Source organism: Halobacillus litoralis (assembly GCF_009856355.1).
Taxonomy (GTDB): Bacteria; Bacillota; Bacilli; order Bacillales; family Halobacillaceae; genus Halobacillus; species Halobacillus litoralis_B.
Window position 1 is genome coordinate 18,847 of the sequence record NZ_WMEW01000008.1, and the last position, 14,601, is coordinate 33,447.

A 14,601-nucleotide genomic window follows, 5' to 3' on the forward strand; every position below is an offset into this window, starting at 1 on the left:
TTATCATTATAACTGTAAACGACATCCGTTATCCCCCAAGTAGCGGACAGCAGAAACAGAATTCAAGCCCCCTTTTAATAAAAACGCTGCATGCGGAATCCGCATGCAGCGTCATTTTTATGCAGGCAGAATGCCCGCCCCAAGAAAGCCGAAGCCGAGTACAAGGGCGATGATGGCAGCAACAAGCAATTGTCCCCACCAGACCGCAGCCGGTTTCTTCTTCTTATATTTCACACAGACCATTTCCATCGCAGCAATGACCCAGAGCCCAACGAGCACTTTAATAATGATAAGAGCTCCATAGACCGAGTAACTCGCAAACAATGAACCGCCGGAGTACAGGATCAACAAATAAAAGACTCGTAGAATCATATGCGAAATCTTCGCAGCCTTTTCCCTGCCTCCCCGTGCAAACGTCGTCACAAGCCCGACAAGCACAAAAGCGATTACCCAGGAAGTAATATGTAAGTGCGCCATAATGGTTTCCTCCTCCTTTTCCAACAATCTACCGCTATGATACCACGACTGCCTTCTACTTTCCTATCCATAACTCAGACGGATAATTTTTTCAATAGTAAGAAAAACAAAGCATAACCTGTTATAATGATTGGAGATTTAAAAGAAATGGGAGGGATCACATGTCTGTTATAAGCAGTCAAAACATTATCGACCAGACACAGGAATACGGGGCCAAAAACTACCACCCACTGCCGATCGTTATTTCCAAAGCGGAAGGCGTATGGGTGGAAGATCCGGAAGGGAACCGCTACATGGATATGTTAAGCGCTTACTCTGCCGTCAATCAGGGCCACCGTCATCCGAAGATCATCCAGGCTTTAACCGATCAAGCAAGCCGTGTGACTTTAACTTCACGCGCTTTCCATAACGATCAGCTCGGTCCTTGGTATGAGAAGATCTGTAAATTGACGCATAAAGATATGGCGCTGCCGATGAACACTGGTGCAGAAGCTGTTGAAACCGCAATCAAAGCAGCGAGACGCTGGGCTTATGATGTCAAAAAGGTGGAGGAGAACCAAGCGGAGATCATCGCCTGCACCGGCAACTTCCACGGCCGGACGATGTCCGCTGTATCCTTGTCTTCTGAAGCTGAATATAAGCGCGGCTTCGGTCCGATGCTTCCCGGCATTAAACTTGTGCCTTACGGCGATATCGAAGCGTTGAAAGAAGCGGTCACAGAAAATACCGCAGCCTTTCTTCTCGAGCCGATCCAGGGGGAAGCCGGCATTGTGATGCCTCCGGAAGGATTCCTTAAAGAAGCGTACGAAGTCTGTAGTCAGGAGAATGTCCTGTTCATTGCGGATGAAATCCAGGCCGGACTCGGCCGCAGCGGTAAAATGTTCGCCTGCGACTGGGAAGGGGTTACCCCGGATATGCTGATTCTCGGCAAGGCGCTTGGAGGCGGTGTCTTCCCGATCTCCTGCGTTGTCGCCAATAAGGATATCCTCGGTGTGTTCAATCCGGGCTCCCACGGTTCGACGTTCGGCGGGAACCCGCTTGCCTGTGCTGTATCCACCGCCTCGCTTGAAGTGCTCGAAGAAGAGAAGCTGGCGGAGCGTTCCCTCGAACTCGGTACGTATATGATGGAAGAATTGAAATCGATCGACAATCCGAAAATCAAGGAGGTCCGCGGGAAAGGACTCTTTATCGGCGTAGAAATGACTGAGCCTGCCCGTCAATATTGTGAACAATTGAAAGAAAAAGGACTTCTTTGTAAGGAAACGCATGAAAATGTCATCCGTTTTGCTCCTCCGCTTGTGATCCAAAAAGAAGATTTAGACTGGGCGATCGAACAGATCAAAGCTGTGCTTTCCTAACCAAACAACCCTCCCCGTTGAAGCGGGGAGGGTTGTTGATTATAAAGATGCCTGAAGCTCATCGAATTCCTTCAAGAGCTCCCATTTCCTTACACACCCGCCTCAACAGCAGGCATCCACCGATCAACGGCACATGATCATCCGGACCATTCTGCGAATCATGCGTACGTTGTCCACCATTCACCCCCTCCAAATGAAGGAGGGATTTTCGGTAAGGGGTCATTCCAGGGTGACGATCTTTTTCTGGTTCCACGGAGCGAGCACAATGGTTACAAGCCTCTCTTCGCCCTGCTCCCACATCTTCCCTGTGTTTTCTTCAACATAATACCGGTTGAGTCCGATATCCACGTGATGGATGGAGGCACGCTCATCTTCCCACAGATAACGGGCTGGCAGCACCACCTGCCCTTTTTCAGAATCAAATCGTTCCGACCCGGCCTTTTGGAGTTCATAGATGCCTTCTTCATCTGCTTCAAGAAGCAGAAAGACCTTCTCTCCCCTGTCCGGCGCTCCTTGTTCCTCCCACTGCTCCCCGGGGACTTCCTCGATTTCATAACCAAGCTCCACATAGTCCCCGTAAAAAGGGTCCCGCGGGTCTACAGGAGCTGTTTTCAGAACAACTTTTTCTCCCACCATATCCATCGCATAATAGGCCGCGGCCATCAGGAGAAGAAACAAAATCTGGGCCGATACGAGACCATAAAACCATCGCTGCTTCATCACTGTTCCTCCCCCTCCCTGCGAAACGACCGCCGCTTCTTCTCCAGGCCATAACTAAGGACGAATAATAGGAGACCTCCAACGAAGAAGAAGACGGAACGGTCCATAAAGTCCCAGGCCAGCTGGAAGTAGGCAGCAAGCGTCGTCAGCAGGAAGGCCGCCGTCCCTTTATTGACCCAGCGCCGCACTTCCTGCTGATAGCCGGAAACCAGCCATAAAACCGCATAAATGAACAGGACGATCAATGAGAAGAGATCTCCTGATGGAAAACGGAAAACGGGAATAAACAACAGGAGATCAATCCAGTAATAGTTGGTTGTACTCAGAGCCGAACGGACAACAGCCAGGACGAACAGAACCGCCCAGATAAGAAAGAAATACAGAGAGGATTCCGTTAGCGTTTCAGCGTATCCATCTCCAAGAAAGAAAATCTGCAGGAAAAAGACCGCAAACATGAAAACGACCGCCGATGTTTTCCATATTCTCGTCTGTCCTTTTTGAGTAATCAAGTCATCCGCGATATAAAGAGCCATCGATCCAATAATCAGCCAGTAGTACGGATATCCGCCGCTGAAGACAAGCACAAGGGCCTGGATGTAATAGGAAACAGCAAAAACTCCGGCAAACGCAAGGGAACGCGTTTCATAGACCACCCACCCAAGCCCCCCGAGCAGCAGGAGGCCGAGCCACAGGTAGAAGTCTTGAAAAACCAAGCCGCTGTAAATTTGACCAACCGTGATAATGACAGCGGCTGCGTAATAAAACAAGCCTTCTCTCATAACGACGTACAGCCCTGTTGCAGCCATGGACCACAGCAGAAACGGTGACGCACTAAAAGCGGTATAATGATACATCTGACCGACCAGGAAAATGGCGGCACCGAAAATCAGCAGCGCCGTCAAAATGAGGCTCGAGCCCACTCGAGCAGATTTCTTTTTGTACACCCTCTCCCCCGCCACATAAAAAGCGGACATGGACAAGAGAAGAACAGCCATCCGCCCCCAATCAGCCAGATACGACCAATTGGAGGCAGTAAAAGTAAGAAAACCAAGACCGATGAACAAAGCGGCAAAGGTGAGCAGCACCGGCTTATACTGTTTTTCAGGATAGTGCTCCAACAACTTTTCCCGCTGGGCTTCCGTAATGATGGCTTCCTCCACCCACCACTCACTTTCTTTCAGCAGCTGATTACGCTTCAAATTCCCCGCCTCCTATTAAGAAACCGCCTTTTTCCGGCGTTTATTCGGTTGTTTCTGTCCATAGGTGAGCGTCCGCCACAGCCATTCCAACGGACCATAACGGTAATTTTTCAGCCAGAACCGGCTGAGGAATACTTGAATCATGTAAAACAGGATCACAATCGTCATACTTCCTGCAGGTGCCACCTTCCCATACAACCCGAAGCCGGCGGAATAAAACAGCACAAAGCAGAAGATCGACTGCAGAATATAATTGGACAACGACATCCGTCCCACCCATACCAACGGGGAGGCCAGTCTGGCACCCATTTCCGTGCGGAACAATAGAGTAATAGATAAGACGTAAAAGATGGCAGAAGCAGAGCCCCCGGCACCGTCCTGCATAAGGCCGAACCAAAACGGATTCCCATAGAAGTGAGGGCCGGCTTTCAACGTGAGAAACAGAATGCCTGTAACCACCCACACCTTAAGGATCGTACTCCTGTGGGCGTCCGGCTCATGAAGCCACCGTTTCCGGCACACATACATGCCTAATAGAAACATCGGTACAAGACTCAGCATTAAAAATGGGAGGTTGCTGATGGCATTGGCATACTGCCAGTCTGTAAGGTTCTGCTGCCAGATATCCAACAGTGAACCATTCCCATAATTGCTCAACGCGCTCTCAATCGCAGGACGATTCACAGATCCCTGAAACTGACCCCGGCTCACATAAAGGGCAAGCGTAAAAGGAAGCGTGAGAATCCCGAGCAGACCGAATGCCCACCCAAGCAGAAACCCGGGGGACACTTGAAAAAAGACCGGGAGGATGAGCCCGAGAATCCCGTAGCTGAGCAGGATATCTCCATGCCAGATTAAAAAGGCGTGCACCATTCCGAAACCGGTTAAAACGAAAAGCCGCCTGTAAATGACCGGAAGATGGGGAATCCCCCTTTCCTCGAGCCGGTCCTTCATCATCTGAATCCCAAACCCGAACATAAAAGAAAACAAGGTATAGAAACTGGCTTGAAAGAAAATGTCCACGATGCTTTGAACGGTTCGGTCTATCGGGGACGACCAGAATTCCTCCTGTCCGCCGTATAGGAAATACGGGGCGTTAAAGGCCGGGACATTCACCATGAAGATCCCGAGGATGGCGAGGCCGCGGGCGGCATCGATCCAGTCCAGCCTGCCTGAATCCCCGAGGGGAGTCGCTTTTGTATTCATATGTATTCCTCCTCTGACCTTTATTTTACTTTTCTTACGTTATTTAAACAACGACGTTTCATAAGATATAGAAAGGAGTTTTTCTATGCCTGCCAAAGTGGGAGCTGTCAAAGTCATCTCTCTTTCGTCTTCGAGCATCTTCAATATCGGTGATGTGTATTATATGGCTCCTCAAGCAGCCGCCAAAACGTTTGCCGGTGGAGGTTCCTTCAACACCGGTGACGGCATCCGCATCAATATCAACCGTTCGGATACGTTCGTCAATGACTCGGAAAATATCGACCAGCCTATTGTAGGGAATGCGTAGGAGGAATGTTATGAACATAACCGTTCATCAGTCGATTTACATCCATGTTTTAAGAATCGGCAGTGTCGCCAACTCGTCCATCGTCCAGATCGGAAGTTCCGGAGTGATTCAGTCAAAATCAGAGCTGTACAATTCGGGCGGCTACACAGCACCCGGAAAACAAGCACAGCCGGAAGACGGAGAAGTCACTGTCCCTGAATTCGGTCCCGGAACACTCGTCCCTCTTTCCATAACATAGCTGTCCCCTTTTTTTCATAGGATGGTACAGGGAGGTGAGTGGAGGTGAACCCGTATTATTCCTGGCAGGCATGGGTGGACCAGATGATGAAGCAGATGGAACAGCAGCAGAAGATGATTGACCAGCTGCAGAAGAAAATCGATCAGCTCCAGTCCACAGAGCCCCCGGCAAAAACCGTCATTGAAAAAATTGAATACCACTTTGACCAGCTTAAGATTGAGACACTGGAAGGAACGCTCCAGATCGGCCTCACCCCGGGCGGGGGCGACCTGTCAGACATTAGTGACCTGTATACAGGGCAGAACCAACACGCTCAACTGCCTGAAACAGATGAGCAGGCGCTTCACTTTCTGCACGAATATATGGTTTCCGATATTCCCGGCTGGATGAACCAGTACTGCCGGGATCATGAAAGGAACGTTTCCGATGAGCACCAGGAACGAATGATTGCAGATATAAGAAAACAGCTGCCCCAGCGCCTTGAATATTACCGCGGGGAAAACCCGGGGTCTCCGCCAGAGAAGATTTACCATCAAGTGAAGGCGGAAATTCAGCATTCGATCGCTCAGTATTTGGATAACCTCGAAGGAGATGGTCAAGGATGAATCATATCGTCCACAACTACGGACTTCATGTGGGAAACATCCGTGTCACCGGAGTCGCAGCCTCCTCCGTCTTTTTGATCGGTGACAACAAAACGATACGTCTGCAGTCTTTTTTTGATACACCTCCCGAGTCTTTGATTATCGGGCCTTTCGACGAAGTGGATACCGACGCGGATGCCGGCTTCGAGCCGGAACAAGAGGGTGGGCAGCCGGCCGATGATTAAACGGATGGTCTATACGAATGATATGGAAATCCAGTCTCTGGCGATCGGCTCCGTTGCTGACATCGGAGACGTATATAAAGCATCACCAAACTCCAGGGTTCTGGCTGTGCAGAAAGAAGGGCCGGCCTTTGAGGAGGATGTGTATCAGTTCGAGGATTTCTCCATCTTTTCTTTGAAAAATCCCCCGCCTCCACCCCCTCTCAACGTGGAGACCTTTACGTATCAAAACAGCCCGATTACCGTTGATAACGTGAGGGTCATCGGTGTATCGACAGCCGGTATTTTCCAGACCGGCGGCATCGAGCATATCGAGGCGCTCAATTATACGAAGCACTTCCGGATTTTAAAAGATGAACCATAACCCCTGCGGCTGCATAGGTTGTTAGTATATGGCTTGAACTGCACTCAAAAAGGAGGCACTGCCATGCCTGCGATTGTCGGTCCGATCAACATCAACAGCGTCGGAGGTGGAGTCGTCAACTTTGGGGACTCTTTTTATTTATCGCCGAAAGCGACGTCCAAAACAAATGCAGGATCCGGAGCATTGAATACAGGAAACTGGATTATTACCAATAACGGACTCAGTTCCACCAACCCCTTTGATCCGGATATTGCCGATCAGAATATTACTGCCAACGCCTGAAGCAGCACCTGTGGAAACAGGGGCTGCTTCTTTCTCAGACAGAAAAAAACCGGGGAACCCTCCCCGGTTTTTCAACGTTTTCTGCGATTGGATTTTCTTGTCGTTATGTTCTTCTCGGGATCCTGTTTTTTCACCCATCGCAGATATTTCTGCATGGCGGGGTGATCCTTCAGACGTTCAGGAGTGTGATAAAAACCCGCCAGCTCCTCATTGGTGAACAACGCATGAATCTGACGGTGACAGGCCCCGCACAGCCATATCGTCGGTCCTTCCACACCGCCGTACTGCCTCGGAACCAGATGATGTTCCGTCGTTTTCACCGGAGAGCGGCCACACAGCTCACACGTTTCCTCCATCGGTATCCACCTCCACCTCGAGCGGCCCATCAAAGAAATACAGGCACGTTTTCCGTACCGGCTGCTTCCAAATCTTCTCAAGAGCCGTTTTATACAGCCCCAGCTGGGTCCGGTAACGATCCGCCAATTTTTGAGTGACGTTCTCCCCCTGCTCAGGAATCTGGTCAGACTTGTAATCCAGAATCATCCATCCATCTTCATAAGGGATCACCACATCAATCACCCCTTGGATGAATACCTGTTCTTCTGTTTCTGTTTCCCATTTCGCATAAACCTCATGGGCCGGAAGCGTTAAGCTGAACGGAATTTCCCGTTCCATGGTTTCAGCCTCGAGAACCACAGCCCCGACAGACGTCTGGAAGAAATCAGCAACGGCCTGCGGGTCCACGGCATCCGCTTCCTCCCTGCGGATAATCTCCTTTAATACGAGATGTTCCACGTACTCTTCCACCTCAGCTGCCGTCCATACCTTGGTAAAAGGAAGGTGCTGCATGACAGTGTGCATCGCTGTCCCCCGCTCCGCAGCGGTCAGCTTCTTCTCTTCCTGCATAAAGCGCGGCCGCCTGACGATAGGAGCGCGGTAGGGGATTAACAGCTGATCACTGGAGTATTCATCCAGTGTCTCCCGCTGGCGCTTGATTTCCGTTACCGTCTGCTTTGCCCTCGTATAGGCTGCCTGCTCATGAGGATAGACAAAGTTCAGCCGCTCCACATAAGAAGGGTCCACGTCCTCTCCCACATCCACCGGCGTCCATTCCTGGACCGCCTTTTGAAGCTCTTCATCCCGTTTTTCCTTTACTTCGTCAAGCGCATTAAACTCACTGCCGTGGGCGATATGCACCTTCCACTGCGAATGGTCGTACTGAATGGCTCCAGCCGTCTGCACTTCAATGTCTCCGCGCAGCTCATCCGCCTGATGGTGGCGGATCAAGGCAGGACCGATCCAGTCAAGGTACGATTTTGCCTCGAGCCGGTCATGCGGAGGAAGAACCCAGTCCTTCACATCGGCCGCCAGCTGCCATTTCTTCTGCTTTTTATCGAAAGAAGCGACATTCCCGACCATGACCAGCTTTTCCTTCGCTCTCGTCAACGCTACATACAGGACACGCATTTCCTCAGCCAGGAGCTCCCGGCGTTTCGCTTCCTTCAGGGCATGATAGGCAAGCGTCGGATACATCAGCCGCTTCTGGGGGTCGATATATCTTGTTCCGAATCCATAATCTTTATGAAGCAGGTACCGGTTTTTCAAATCCATCATGTTGAACTGCTTATCGACAGCCCCAAGGATAACAAACGGAAACTCCAGCCCTTTACTTTTGTGAATCGTCATGATCCGGACAACATCTTCCTGCTCGCCAAGCGCACGGGCCGCCCCGAGGTCGTCCCCACGCTCTTCAATCCGTTCGATGAACCGCAGAAATCGGAACAATCCCCGGAAGGACGTCGCCTCATAGGAACGCGCGCGGTCATAAAGCGCACGGAGGTTGGCCTGACGCTGCCGTCCGCCCGGCATCCCGCCGACAAAATCGTAATAGCCGGTTTCTCTGTAAATCTCCCAGATCAGCTCCGACAGCGCCCCTTGACGCGCACGCTCACGGAAGCTTTTCAACAACTTGAGAAAATCATCCACTTTACGATCCAGCTCATCATTTCCAACATAGGCCTGCATCGCCTCGTAATAGGTGGAACGCTTCTTCGCCAGACGAATCCGGGCGAGTTCATCCTCGTTCAGACCGACAATCGGCGATTTTAATACCGAAGCGAGCGGTATGTCCTGCATCGGGTTATCAATCACCTTGAGCATACTCAGCATAACCTTGATTTCAATCGCTTCAAAATATCCGGTCGAGAGTTCCGCGTACACCGGGATCCCCTGCTGCTTCAGCTCATCGACAATCGTCGGCGCCCATGTCATGGAACGCATCAAAATCACAATGTCCCTGTATTGAATCGAGCGCTTCGTTCCAGTCTCCTTGTCCACGACCTGGACAGGTTCGCCGCCTTCGTACCCGAGCCAGCGCCGGATCATTTTCCCGTAGGCCCGGGCTTCCAGCTGTGCCTTTTCCAAATCCTTGTAAGCTTCATCTTCTTCCGTCTCCCCATCCTGTGACTCACGGTCAATCACAAAGAGCTCTGCCTCTGTATCATCAGAAGTCAGTTCATCATAAATGGTGTTGCTGTAAATGAGCTCGGCTTCCTTTTCATATTCCATTTCGCCGACTTCCTCATCCAGCACCTGACGGAAAATATAGTTCGCTGCATCCAGCACCTGCTTCCGGCTTCTAAAGTTCCGGGCCAGATCGATGCGTTCCCCCGTACTTTCATCCGCAGCATAGGCTTTATATTTATTTAAAAACAACGAAGGTTCAGCGTGGCGGAAGCGGTAAATGCTCTGCTTCACATCGCCTACCATAAACAAATGGCCCGCCTCTTTTCCTTCTGTCAGCAGACGGAGCAGCGTTTCCTGTACAAGGTTGGTATCCTGATATTCGTCAATCAGCACTTCAGAAAACTGGCGTTGAAAGCCCTCCGCCACCGTTGAAGCCACTAGTTCATCAGGCGCAGCGGAATCATCAAGGAGGATATTCAGGCAGTAGTGTTCCAGGTCCGAAAAGTCGACAATCGCCTTTTCTTTTTTCAACTGCTCGTAGCGCTGCTTAAAGTCTTTCACGATGATGACCAGCTGTTCCATGACCGGGTAAAGATCCTTCATATCCTTCAGATAGCTTTCCAGCGAGCGGGAAAACCACTCGTCCCTCAGTTCATTCCACCGTTTTTTGTACCGATCACGGATCTTTTTCGCCTCATCCTTTTTCTCTTCGTCTGCATCCATTTTCTTTCTGGAAAGAGCTTTGAATTTCTGCCCCGCCATAAACGCCTGAAGCTCAGACCACGAGTGAGCCAGCGCCCCCTTCGCCTGCTGAATCAATTCCAGGTCGCCTTCGGCGGTTTCCCCGTACGCATACGGGCCGTCCGGCTGCCGGGTGAGTTCGAGCATCTGCTGCGCCTCCGTTTCCATCGCTTTCAGCTGGCTGGATACTTCCTGTTTCAACAGGTTCAGCCACAGCAGGTTTTCCTCCTCCTCTTCTTCACCCACATCATACATCGCCGCCATTTGATCGAGCCACTGGTCCGGCCACGGGTTCTGGGTGGCGAAGGTATAAAGATCAAGGACGAGCTTTTCCACATCCAGGTCGCTGCGATCGCTTGAAAAGCGCTCCACAACGTCAAAGAAGCGTTCCTGCTCTTCCCCCTCTCTGCCATACCAGTCCTCAAACAGATCCTCCAGCACTTCCTGCTGAATAAGGTCCGCCTCGACCGTATCTGCAATGCGGAACCCAGGGTCAAGATCAAGCAGATAAGCATACCGGCGCACTACGTCCATACAGAACGCATGCAGGGTGGAAATCGACGCATTCTGCACCAGGGCCAGCTGTTTTTTCAAATGGTGGGATCCTGGATTATCCTCCAGTGCTTTGGCGAGCGCCTGCCCCACCCTGTTGCGCATTTCCTGAGCAGCCGCGTTCGTAAAGGTCACGACAAGCAGGGAGTCGATATCGACCGGATTCTCCTTGTGCAGCAGTTTTTGAATGATCCGTTCAACGAGCACGGCCGTTTTCCCTGAACCGGCCGCAGCTGCAACAAGGATATCGGATCCGTGGGAATAAATCGCCCGCTCCTGTTCTTTAGTCCAGCTGACCATTATGAATTCTCCTCTCTTCCAGCCAGTCGTGCCAGTACGTCATCATCGTTCAAGTCCTGCAGTTTGCGGTAGTCGTTCCCTTCAAGGGTCGGATCAAACTGACAGACGGAACGAAACGCGCAGTGTTCACACGCGACCTGCTGTTTTTTCTGGTAGGGATCCAGTTCAATCTTTCCGTTCGTAATCTTCGTGCCTGCCTGCCCCATCAAGTCACGGATATAGGCTTTCAGCTGGTTAAAGCGCTCCGCATCGGCCGTTTTCGAACTTTTATAAAAGCCGCCGTTCGCTTTGAGGGCTGCCGGGACAATCTGGCTGTATCCCTTCTCCAGGCCCGTGTCCATCATCTGGACCACCCGTTCATTTTCGAGCAGAAGGCCCTGCATTTTAAACTTCTTGAATATCTCTTCTTCAATCTGCTGATCCTGCAGCAGCTGTTTCCCGGTAATCATCGGGTTATGCACGTGGAAGTACAGCACTCCTGCAGGGGAGGCATTCATACCGAGCCACTGCTCCGCATTCGTCAGGACAACGTCCAGATAAGCGAGCATCTGCAGGGAAAGGCCGTAAAAGACATCCACGAGATTCAAGCCTTTGCTGCTTGATTTATAGTCAATGATTCTAAGAAACAAGTCTTCCTGCGATAGAGCTTTATCGACTCTGTCAATCCGCCCGCGCAGCATCAGTTCATAGCCGTTCGGCAGATCGAGGGACAACGGCGGAAGCTCAGCATCATCTGTCCCGAATCCAAGCTCAAGGCCGACGGGAGAGAAGCTGCTTTTTCTTGCTTGTTCACTGAGAACGAAGGCAGCTCTTGCGATTACCTGCTGTAGCTTCTTCTGAATGTACTGATAGCGGTTGGAGCTCTTCAATATCTGGTTCTGAAGAATAGGGGCCAGATAGCTTGTCGCCCGTTCTGCATACTGATCCGTCTCCGGACGATGCAGCTGGGAGAAATCGCGGCCTTCTTCCTTGATCCACTCGGTTATCTGCTTCAACGCTTCATGGAACAACTGCCCGATGTCAGGCGCGTCCAGCTTATACGTCCGGCGCTCCTCCAGGTTGAGGCTGTGCTGGGCGAAGTATTGATAGGAGCAGCGGTGATAGGTCTCGAGCCGGGATACACTGGTCTTCATCTTCTTGTCAAACAGCTGGTTCGTCGTTTCTTCTTTCAAATTGACCGGCTGATTTTTATAAAAGAGGCTCTGCAGCACGCGGTTTGTCAATCCATGGGCCGGCTCGTGCTCGATGTACCAGTTAAGCAGTTCCCACCATACCGGCTGCATCATATAGCCTTTTAAATACCTGGAGAACTGCGCAGTCAGGGCAGACCGTGTTTTTGGCGGATTGGTAATAAAGCGCCGTGCATCATGAAGATCATCCGGCTCCTGCCACAACTCATGCTCTGCGCAGCGCGGGAACAGCTCTTCGATCCGCTGAATGAGGGGCGCCGGCACTTTGGATTTTCCTTCTTCATTGCTCAACGGATAGCTCACCCATAACTGTTCAGAAGCCATCGTCAATGCGAGATACACGTAAAAACGATCGTCCAGCAGCTGCCGGCTGCTTCCATCGGCGAGTTTGAGGCCGTGCTCTGCAAGAAGGGAGCGCTCCTGTTCCGAGATCATGCCGTCACCCGGCGGCTTCATCGGCCACATGCCGTCCGTCACACCGAGCAGAAAACCGGCTTTGATCCCCGTCATTCTGGAACGATCAACGCTTCCGATAATCACGTGGTCCATACTCGGGGGAACATGGGCAAACGTCAGAGCTTCCAGTCCGCTGTCCAGCGTTTTCCGGAAGACCTGCAGCGACATTTTTTCCTCACCGGCCATTTCCACCATTTCATCCAGCAGCTGCAGACATTCGTCCCACACCTGCTCCTGTTCACGCCCCCGCTCAATTTCTCCGCGTTCATCATAATCATTCCTCCACGCTTCCAGCTGTTCCGGAACACGGAGGTTTTCAAGCCACTTATACAGCACACCGGCCCTGCCTTCAATCGTCTCTGCCGCCCGCAGCTGTTCATCAAAGGACTGCAGGGCCTCACGCACCTGTTCCCGGTAGGCGTTGATCCGGTCCTGCTTTTCCTTCTCCTCATCCGTTTTGGAAGCCTGCTCGAATCCGCGGAACCGTTGGTACACCCATGGTTCCTCTGAAAACCACTGACTTCGGGAGCGGATGCCGTATTCAAGCACATAGTTCTCCAGTTCATCAATCGCATCCTCTGTCAGCGGCCAGCGTGAGTGGGACGCTGGTATAAAGCCGGTCTTCAATAAACGGAACACAGCGTCATACCGGAAGTTCCCTTCCACCACGTCCAGTCCCGAACGGATCAGTTCAATCATCGGATGATTCAGCATCGTCCGTTTTTCATCTATAAAAACAGGAATTCCGTAATCATCAAACAAGGTTTCAATCAAACTGTGATACACGTCCGGTTCCCGCATCAGGACGGCCATATCCTTAAACCGGTATCCCTGGTCGCGGACGAGTTCAAGAATTTTCTGCGCCACGCCTTCGACTTCCGCCCGCGGATGCACGGCTTCGGCAATCGTTACAGGGGCCTGTTCAGGATAAGCCTCAGCCGGGCGTACATCATAAAAGTTTTCCAAGTGGAGGAAGGCGGGATTGTCCTTCATCCGGCCCGCTTTATGGTCAAGCACCTCCACATCATCGACAGCAGCGCCTGCCTCTTCAGCGGTCCTTTTCAGATCCAGATACGTCTGCTTTGTCTCATAGAACAAATCCAGTTCCGAATTTCCCGTTTCTTCCGGATTCTCAGTCGTAAGCGTGACGTGAACGTTTTTCACCTTTTTCAATAAGGCTTCAATGACTCCGTATTCCTGGGGAGTGAAGCTGTGGAAGCCATCGATATAGACTTCCGCACCTTCCAAATAATCAGCTTCACCGATTTTTTCAGAGAGAAGCTGAAGCTGGTCCTCTCCGTCTATGTACTGCTCCCTCAGAGCATCGACAAGTTTGTCATAAATGTAAAAAAGATCGTCCAGCTTTTCCTTCAAGCCTTCTTCCTTGCTGGTGGAATGAACGAACTGCTCCAGCGCATCCATCTGGGACCGAAGATCCTCAGGTGTAATCCGGTACCGTTTGAACTCCGTAATGATCCCTTCCAGCTGGGCGATGAATCCCTGTTTCTCTACCGCCTTCTGGAAGACGCGCCAGTCGGAGGTGCGCTCTTCTACGATCTTCCGCAGCATCATCTGCACACCGGTTGAACTGATAAACTTCCTCGTCCCCCCGCCTGTTTCCTGAAGCACACGCCAGGCCAGACGCGAGAAGCTGAAGACCTGGGCTCTGATCGATCCCTCCATGCCTTCCCGTTTCAGCAGGCCGTATTCCTGCTGGAACGTCATTTGGTCCGGCACAATATAGACAATGGCCGGGCCGCGCGGAGCCTTCTGCAGACGCTGTTCGATTTCGTCGAGGCAGCGCGTGCTTTTCCCTGCTCCCGATCGGCCGATTAAAAAACGCAAGCCCATCTTTTCCGCTCCCTTCTTATTTCCATACTGCTTTTATTTTATCATTTTTCCTCAGCGAATGAAGGATC

15 protein-coding genes are annotated in these 14,601 nt (G+C 51.4%); 7 read left to right on the forward strand and 8 right to left on the reverse strand.

The genetic code is table 11. The features are described 5' to 3' along the window. Nucleotides 1–117 precede the first annotated feature (117 nt). Entirely contained in the window at nt 118–477 is a 360-nt protein-coding gene (locus tag GLV97_RS12195) for a YisL family protein (protein WP_160834891.1), read from the reverse strand. 161 nt (nt 478–638) lie between these two features. Between GLV97_RS12195 and GLV97_RS12200 the strand changes: the two genes are divergently transcribed. Further along, complete coding sequence (locus GLV97_RS12200; protein ID WP_160889758.1) at nt 639–1,835, forward strand: ornithine--oxo-acid transaminase; 1,197 nt, start codon at nt 639–641, stop codon at nt 1,833–1,835. Between the two features lie 58 nt (nt 1,836–1,893). Here GLV97_RS12200 and GLV97_RS20160 read toward each other — a convergent pair whose 3' ends face one another. Genes GLV97_RS20160 through GLV97_RS12215 form a run of 4 tightly spaced genes read right to left on the reverse strand, consistent with a single transcriptional unit; the run spans nt 1,894 to nt 4,960 of the window. After that, complete coding sequence (locus GLV97_RS20160) at nt 1,894–2,019, reverse strand: hypothetical protein (RefSeq protein WP_272917347.1); 126 nt, start codon at nt 2,017–2,019, stop codon at nt 1,894–1,896. A 35-nt stretch (nt 2,020–2,054) separates the two neighbouring features. Then, nucleotides 2,055–2,555, reverse strand: coding sequence for a GDYXXLXY domain-containing protein (locus GLV97_RS12205; RefSeq protein WP_160889759.1), 501 nt, complete (start codon nt 2,553–2,555; stop codon nt 2,055–2,057). Beyond that, complete coding sequence (locus GLV97_RS12210; RefSeq protein ID WP_160889760.1) at nt 2,555–3,754, reverse strand: DUF2157 domain-containing protein; 1,200 nt, start codon at nt 3,752–3,754, stop codon at nt 2,555–2,557. The genes GLV97_RS12205 and GLV97_RS12210 overlap by 1 nt, the downstream gene beginning before the upstream one ends. 15 nt (nt 3,755–3,769) lie before the next feature. Further along, the gene (locus GLV97_RS12215) at nt 3,770–4,960 is read right to left on the reverse strand and encodes a DUF418 domain-containing protein (protein ID WP_160889761.1); all 1,191 of its coding nucleotides are present in this window, start codon (nt 4,958–4,960) and stop codon (nt 3,770–3,772) included. An 85-nt stretch (nt 4,961–5,045) separates the two neighbouring features. Here GLV97_RS12215 and GLV97_RS12220 point away from each other — a divergent pair, with 85 nt between their 5' ends. From GLV97_RS12220 to GLV97_RS12245, 6 genes are all read left to right on the forward strand, one after another. Continuing rightward, complete coding sequence (locus tag GLV97_RS12220; RefSeq protein WP_160834886.1) at nt 5,046–5,267, forward strand: spore germination protein; 222 nt, start codon at nt 5,046–5,048, stop codon at nt 5,265–5,267. A gap of 10 nt (nt 5,268–5,277) precedes the next feature. Further along, complete coding sequence (locus GLV97_RS12225) at nt 5,278–5,505, forward strand: spore germination protein GerPB (RefSeq protein WP_160834885.1); 228 nt, start codon at nt 5,278–5,280, stop codon at nt 5,503–5,505. A 44-nt stretch (nt 5,506–5,549) separates the two neighbouring features. Beyond that, entirely contained in the window at nt 5,550–6,110 is a 561-nt protein-coding gene (gerPC, locus tag GLV97_RS12230) for a spore germination protein GerPC (protein WP_160834884.1), read from the forward strand. After that, nucleotides 6,107–6,334 carry a spore gernimation protein GerPD gene (locus GLV97_RS12235; RefSeq protein WP_160834883.1) on the forward strand — a complete coding sequence of 76 codons (228 nt, stop codon included), beginning with the start codon at nt 6,107–6,109 and terminating at the stop codon, nt 6,332–6,334. The genes gerPC and GLV97_RS12235 overlap by 4 nt, the downstream gene beginning before the upstream one ends. Next, nucleotides 6,327–6,695: a spore germination protein GerPE gene (locus tag GLV97_RS12240; protein ID WP_160889762.1), complete on the forward strand. Its 369-nt coding sequence runs from the start codon at nt 6,327–6,329 to the stop codon at nt 6,693–6,695. Before GLV97_RS12235 ends, GLV97_RS12240 begins: the two co-directional genes overlap by 8 nt. Nucleotides 6,696–6,758: 63 nt before the next feature. Then, a complete protein-coding gene (locus tag GLV97_RS12245; protein WP_160834881.1) occupies nt 6,759–6,977 on the forward strand; it encodes a spore germination protein in 219 nt (72 codons plus the stop codon). 71 nt (nt 6,978–7,048) lie between these two features. Here GLV97_RS12245 and GLV97_RS12250 read toward each other — a convergent pair whose 3' ends face one another. The 3 genes from GLV97_RS12250 to addB are packed head-to-tail and all read right to left on the reverse strand — an operon-like array spanning nt 7,049 to nt 14,533. Further along, complete coding sequence (locus GLV97_RS12250) at nt 7,049–7,333, reverse strand: HNH endonuclease (protein ID WP_160841643.1); 285 nt, start codon at nt 7,331–7,333, stop codon at nt 7,049–7,051. After that, complete coding sequence (addA, locus tag GLV97_RS12255) at nt 7,317–11,036, reverse strand: helicase-exonuclease AddAB subunit AddA (protein WP_160889763.1); 3,720 nt, start codon at nt 11,034–11,036, stop codon at nt 7,317–7,319. Before addA ends, GLV97_RS12250 begins: the two co-directional genes overlap by 17 nt. Then, complete coding sequence (gene addB / locus GLV97_RS12260; protein WP_160889764.1) at nt 11,036–14,533, reverse strand: helicase-exonuclease AddAB subunit AddB; 3,498 nt, start codon at nt 14,531–14,533, stop codon at nt 11,036–11,038. Before addB ends, addA begins: the two co-directional genes overlap by 1 nt. Between the last annotated feature and the right edge of the window lie 68 nt (nt 14,534–14,601).

Coding starts and splice junctions, on each gene's coding strand:
- GLV97_RS12195 (WP_160834891.1), bottom strand. CDS start 477: ATGGCGCACTTACATATTACTTCCTGGGTAATCGCTTTTGTGCTTGTC.
- GLV97_RS12200 (WP_160889758.1), top strand. CDS start 639: ATGTCTGTTATAAGCAGTCAAAACATTATCGACCAGACACAGGAATAC.
- GLV97_RS12205 (WP_160889759.1), bottom strand. CDS start 2,555: ATGAAGCAGCGATGGTTTTATGGTCTCGTATCGGCCCAGATTTTGTTT.
- GLV97_RS12215 (WP_160889761.1), bottom strand. CDS start 4,960: ATGAATACAAAAGCGACTCCCCTCGGGGATTCAGGCAGGCTGGACTGG.
- GLV97_RS12220 (WP_160834886.1), top strand. CDS start 5,046: ATGCCTGCCAAAGTGGGAGCTGTCAAAGTCATCTCTCTTTCGTCTTCG.
- GLV97_RS12225 (WP_160834885.1), top strand. CDS start 5,278: ATGAACATAACCGTTCATCAGTCGATTTACATCCATGTTTTAAGAATC.
- GLV97_RS12235 (WP_160834883.1), top strand. CDS start 6,107: ATGAATCATATCGTCCACAACTACGGACTTCATGTGGGAAACATCCGT.
- GLV97_RS12240 (WP_160889762.1), top strand. CDS start 6,327: ATGATTAAACGGATGGTCTATACGAATGATATGGAAATCCAGTCTCTG.
- GLV97_RS12245 (WP_160834881.1), top strand. CDS start 6,759: ATGCCTGCGATTGTCGGTCCGATCAACATCAACAGCGTCGGAGGTGGA.
- GLV97_RS12250 (WP_160841643.1), bottom strand. CDS start 7,333: ATGGAGGAAACGTGTGAGCTGTGTGGCCGCTCTCCGGTGAAAACGACG.
- addA (WP_160889763.1), bottom strand. CDS start 11,036: ATGGTCAGCTGGACTAAAGAACAGGAGCGGGCGATTTATTCCCACGGA.
- addB (WP_160889764.1), bottom strand. CDS start 14,533: ATGGGCTTGCGTTTTTTAATCGGCCGATCGGGAGCAGGGAAAAGCACG.